The sequence below is a fragment of the Clostridia bacterium genome (genome assembly GCA_028698525.1).
GTDB lineage: Bacteria > Bacillota > Clostridia > JAQVDB01 > JAQVDB01 > JAQVDB01.
Window position 1 is genome coordinate 1 of sequence record JAQVDB010000055.1, and the last position, 4955, is coordinate 4955.

The 4955-nt window shown below is 35.9% G+C and carries 4 protein-coding genes; all 4 read right to left on the bottom strand.

All coding sequences use genetic code 11. The features are described 5' to 3' along the window. Window positions 1-81: 81 nt before the first annotated feature. On the bottom strand, window positions 82-1410 hold the full coding sequence (locus PHP06_08520; GenBank protein MDD3840600.1) for a hypothetical protein: 1329 nt from the start codon (window positions 1408-1410) through the stop codon (window positions 82-84). A gap of 18 nt (window positions 1411-1428) precedes the next feature. Next, window positions 1429-2220: a creatininase family protein gene (locus PHP06_08525; protein MDD3840601.1), complete on the bottom strand. Its 792-nt coding sequence runs from the start codon at window positions 2218-2220 to the stop codon at window positions 1429-1431. A gap of 41 nt (window positions 2221-2261) precedes the next feature. Continuing rightward, complete coding sequence (gene xylB / locus PHP06_08530) at window positions 2262-3728, bottom strand: xylulokinase (protein ID MDD3840602.1); 1467 nt, start codon at window positions 3726-3728, stop codon at window positions 2262-2264. A 112-nt stretch (window positions 3729-3840) separates the two neighbouring features. Continuing rightward, window positions 3841-4848 carry a LacI family DNA-binding transcriptional regulator gene (locus PHP06_08535; protein ID MDD3840603.1) on the bottom strand — a complete coding sequence of 336 codons (1008 nt, stop codon included), beginning with the start codon at window positions 4846-4848 and terminating at the stop codon, window positions 3841-3843. Window positions 4849-4955: the final 107 nt, after the last annotated feature.

Consider the following 4955-nt stretch of genomic DNA (forward strand, 5'->3'; position numbering starts at 1 on the left):
TTAATAATATTAATAATTAACAAATTTTGAATACCAATCTGGATATATTTAATACATTAATAAAACAATAACCTTATTTTCCTATACTCTTATACAATCAATATCCAGTATTTGGGCCAACTCTTCTATTTCTTTTGAAAGATCTCCATAAACTAAGGCATAGTGCTGTCCTGCAAAATTATCTATCATTTTGGTAATGCTACCATCTATCTTCACATCTAGGGCAGGCATATATCCTTGCCTGAGCTCTGTAGAACCTCCCTCTCCTGTAATATATACAAGATGGTAATCACAGCTATCTTCTACCAACCTCAACATGGTAACTCTACCCGGTTTAAACACAAAACTATTCTGTATACCGCTAAAACCTACACCAGGCATAAATTTCCTGATCCTCTGTTCCCCTGGATTCCCTAGACTATATGGTATAAATCCACATGGGGACATTTTAACAATACCCTCATCATCGATATTTATCACATCGGCATAAGCTACTATGCTTTGTGATAGGTAATTCAACATTACCATGGAAACTGTATTAGGGATATCTCCCTCACAGGATGCCACCACACCATTTTCAGCCAGTATAGAAAGGGGTACGCAAGCTACCATCCCATATTCTTTGGATAATTCATACTGACATTTAACATTTACAGCATTATAATCTCTTTCGTGGGATATTTGCTTTAAAGCCTTATACATTTTAGCCACTGTCAACAGATCTTTTTGAGATACATCTTGATTTATTGTAGCAGTACTCTTTAAATATTTAACAACATCCTCACATTCTTCATATTCTATCTTTTCAGTCCTATTTATCAAAGTATAGGTATCCAATTGATCTATCTCGGGACCAATCCTTTTCCTCATCATCACATGGTCAAAGGTGCCGGGATATATGCCCATAGAAGTATAGCCGATCAGCCCTATGGTTGTCCTTTTCAATTTCTCAGAAGCTGAAGCAGCATTACAAAAAACCACTGCATCTTTTAAAGTTTTAGGATCATCAGGCATTCCCAATATGGATTTAAATCTATACTCCATCCTAGTTAAAGAACCTTTGAACATGGCAAAGGAAACAAAAGATCCGGTAGAATCCAGCTTACCCTCATTCATGAACATAGGGAAACCCCATATGGCAAAAGGAAGATGTTCAAACTCCCTGACTGCAGACATAGCTACAGGGCATTCCATCCAAGTATCCAAAAATAATATTATACCTTCCACATCCTGTTTTACTACATCTTTTGCAATTTGCCTGGCACCCTTTGAAGTAACTGCAATCTGATCGATATATACTACATCTATACCTTTATCTTTTAAATTATCAACTGCTTTATGTACTATTCCCAAAGCAGATTCGTTTACATAATCTTTGTGACCTACAGCTATCAATCCTATTCTAGCCATGTGGATTTCCCCTTTTTATTATATTTCATAGGATTTATTATTTTTATAGAATTCCAGTATAAACTTTTTATATTCTTTCAATGCAGCTTTAAAAACTTTTTCTCCTGTGTCTTTGGTGGCTACTGTAGGGTCTCCATATATACCGGTCTTGCTTCTCTGTATTCCCCAGGTAGACCATGTAACCTTCTGTCCTCCTGCAAAATTATCTCCTGCTACAAAATCTGAATGATATTTCATTATATCTTCATCTGTAAACTGATCTGTTTTAACAAGGTCTGTCAGATACATCATCAAAGATGTTTCCCATTCTCCTCCGTGAATGCTTCCTCCTGGAGCTGATTTTCTAATTTTTTGATATTCTGCAGATGAAAAAGTACCAGGAGAGGTTATAGCTATATAAACCCCATATTTATCGGATATTTCTCTGGATACAGTCTTTAAAAGTCCTGAGTGATGTCCATGACAATCTAATATTACTATTTTTTTGAAACCCATCTCTATAACAGACCCTAAAATATCAAATACCATATCCATTACTACTCTAGTTCTCACCCTTATCGTTCCCGGCCATCGGCTCATCTCCTTGGCAGAATAACCAGACCATATGGTGGGCATAACCAGTAAAGGTATTTCATCCTTTAACTCCTGTCCAATTGCTTCTCCAAATTTCTCTGCTATTTTGGCATCTGTCTCTACAGGAAGGTGTTTACCATGCTCCTCCACTGTACCCATTGGAAGTATAATCAAAGTATCTTTTTCTATAGCCTCTTTTAATTCAGGCCAAGTTTTTTCTGCAAAATAAAATGACACTATTATCCTCCCCTTTAAATTTATTTATATTAAAGTTATAATTAGCAATTGAGCAGTCTGTTCTGTATATCTATATAATCTTGATATTTTGCTGCATACACCTCTTGATTCTCTTTGTCAGGATAAAAAATATCATCTACATTTGCTTCTTCGATCTGTTCTACATCTTCTATCATTCCACAGCCCAACATAGCTAATATCGCCGCTCCTACACATGCGGTCTCTGGTGTATATAGAGTAACTACTTTTTTGCCTGTTATATCGGCTATTATCTGACACCACACTTTTCCTTTGGCACCTCCGCCGAACAGTCTTATTTCTTCAACTTCACCAGACAGTTCTTCCATAATATCCAGGTTAACTTTTATCTGATAGGCTATTCCTTCAAATACAGACCTGACTATCTCGTTAGGTGTAGTAGCTAAACTTATTCCATAAACAAAACCTCTGATATCAGGTTTCCAATAGGGTGTTGATGCACCAGTCAGATGGGGATAAAAAAATAAATTGCTTTGTTTTGCCCCACACTGCTCTACCATTTCATCTAATTCTTCATATGATTTATCTGCAAACAAAGTATTTCTTAACCATTTTAAGCTAACACCAGCAGTGCCAATTACCGCCTCTAAAACCCAACGCTGTTTCAATAAATCAGAAAAACACGGTATCCTCATATGTTTATCCAATAAAGGCTGTTTGCCCTTGGTAGTTATAGCTGTTGCCGTCCCTAAAGACACTGTGGCAACATTATCTTTGATCCCTGCTCCTAGAGCGGCACATTTTTGATCCTGTCCCCCTAGGGATACTACAACATCATTTGCTATGCCTAATTCCTGGGCAACCTCCGGTTTCACAACTCCTACATTAGTTCCGCTCCACTCTATTTGAGGCAGCTTTTCTTTGTTCAATCCAAATCTTTCTATTATAGGCAAAGACCAATCCTGTTTGTTTATATCGTACATCAATGTTCCAGAAGCCATCGTATGATCAGTAACAAAATTCCCGGTAAACTTGGCTATTAAAAAATCATGTCCCATCAAGAATTTATATGTCTTATCATATATATCCCGCTTATTATTCTTTATCCACAACAGCTTTGGCAATACATAAGTGGCACTGGTTCTCTTCCCGGTAATATTAAACATATCATCTTCATCAAAATTCTCGAGTATCTCCTGAGTTTCATCTTTAGCCCTAGCATCCAACCAACTTATAGCATTCATCAATGTATTGCAATTTTCATCTACAGGTACAAAGGCGATACCCTGGGAGCTTATGCTCAACCCCCTTATCTTCAAAGGATCAACCTTTGATTTTGCTATAGATTCCTTTATCACTTTTTTAGTCAATGTCCACCATAGATCTGCATCCTGCTCTATCTCAGTATCGCTTATATTTATTAGAGAATATTCTATATACTGTTCTGCAAGAATTTTAAGCTCACTATTTAAAATTGCACTGCGACAACCGGTAGTTCCTAAATCAATCCCAATTAAATATCCATCCATATTACATACTCCTCCATTCTTTATGTTAATTCCTATAATTAACTACACATAAAACTTGCCCATCTTATTCTACTATGAGACTATATTAAAAATTTATACGGCAATCAAAACTTCAATAAATAATATTTTTAGTAGTAGACCTTATAACTAGTTTAGGCTTTAAAACAATATGCTGAACAGCTGGTTTATCTTTATTCTCAATTCTTTCTAATATAAGTTTAGATGCCAGCTCCCCTATCTCTAATTTGGGCTGAACCACAGTAGTAAGGGGCAGTTCAAGATAATTAGAAATAGTTATATCGTCAAATCCTATAACAGAAATGTCCTGAGGAATTTTAAGCCCTTTGTCTGTTATTGCTTTTATTGTTCCGATGGCCATATGGTCGTTTACCGCAAAAATTGAATCAGGCTTGTTCCCAGACTCTAACATCTGCCTTACACTGTTATAACCTCCCATTTCAAATCTTTCAGTGCCAATTTTTACTAGATTCTCATCTATCTGAATGTCGTGATCTTTCAAGGCTTTTTTGTATCCTTTTAATCTATCCTCGTTGGTAACTTGATCTCCTACAAAAGCTATTTTCTTATGCCCTGTTTTTATAAGATAGTCTACAGCATTATATACTCCATACTCGTTATCGATATTTATAGAGTCTATGTCCTCTCTGGTATGACAGCTATCTATCAATACAAAAGGCACCTTGTTTACATCCAATGTTTCTATTTTTTCCAAGGTATCTAAAGTCATAGAAGAAACAATGATTCCATCTACCTTTTTTCTATTGAAAAGCTCTATATACTTCTGCTCTTTCTCCAATTTAAAATCGGATTTCCCAAAAATTATTGAGTAACCCTTCTTTTCCAAGCTGCTTTCTATGCCATTCATTATTTCTGCGTAAAACGCATTTATCAATTCGGGCACTATAACTCCAATAGTATTAGTGGATTTACCGGCTAGCCCTCGGGCTAATTCGTGGGGCATATAGTTCATCTCTTTAGCCACTTTTTTTATGTATTGCTTTGTCTCATATTTAACTCTGGAACTATCATTCAATGCCCTAGATACAGTAGAGACATGAACTCCAGCTTTTTTTGCAATATCTCTAATAGTAACCATCATTCCACCTCTACAACCGTTTGTATTTATTATAGCAAAAAATAATGAAAATCTCAATTATAACTGCAGATAGAAACACCCAAAATAGCAAAAAATAAACCCGCATTTCG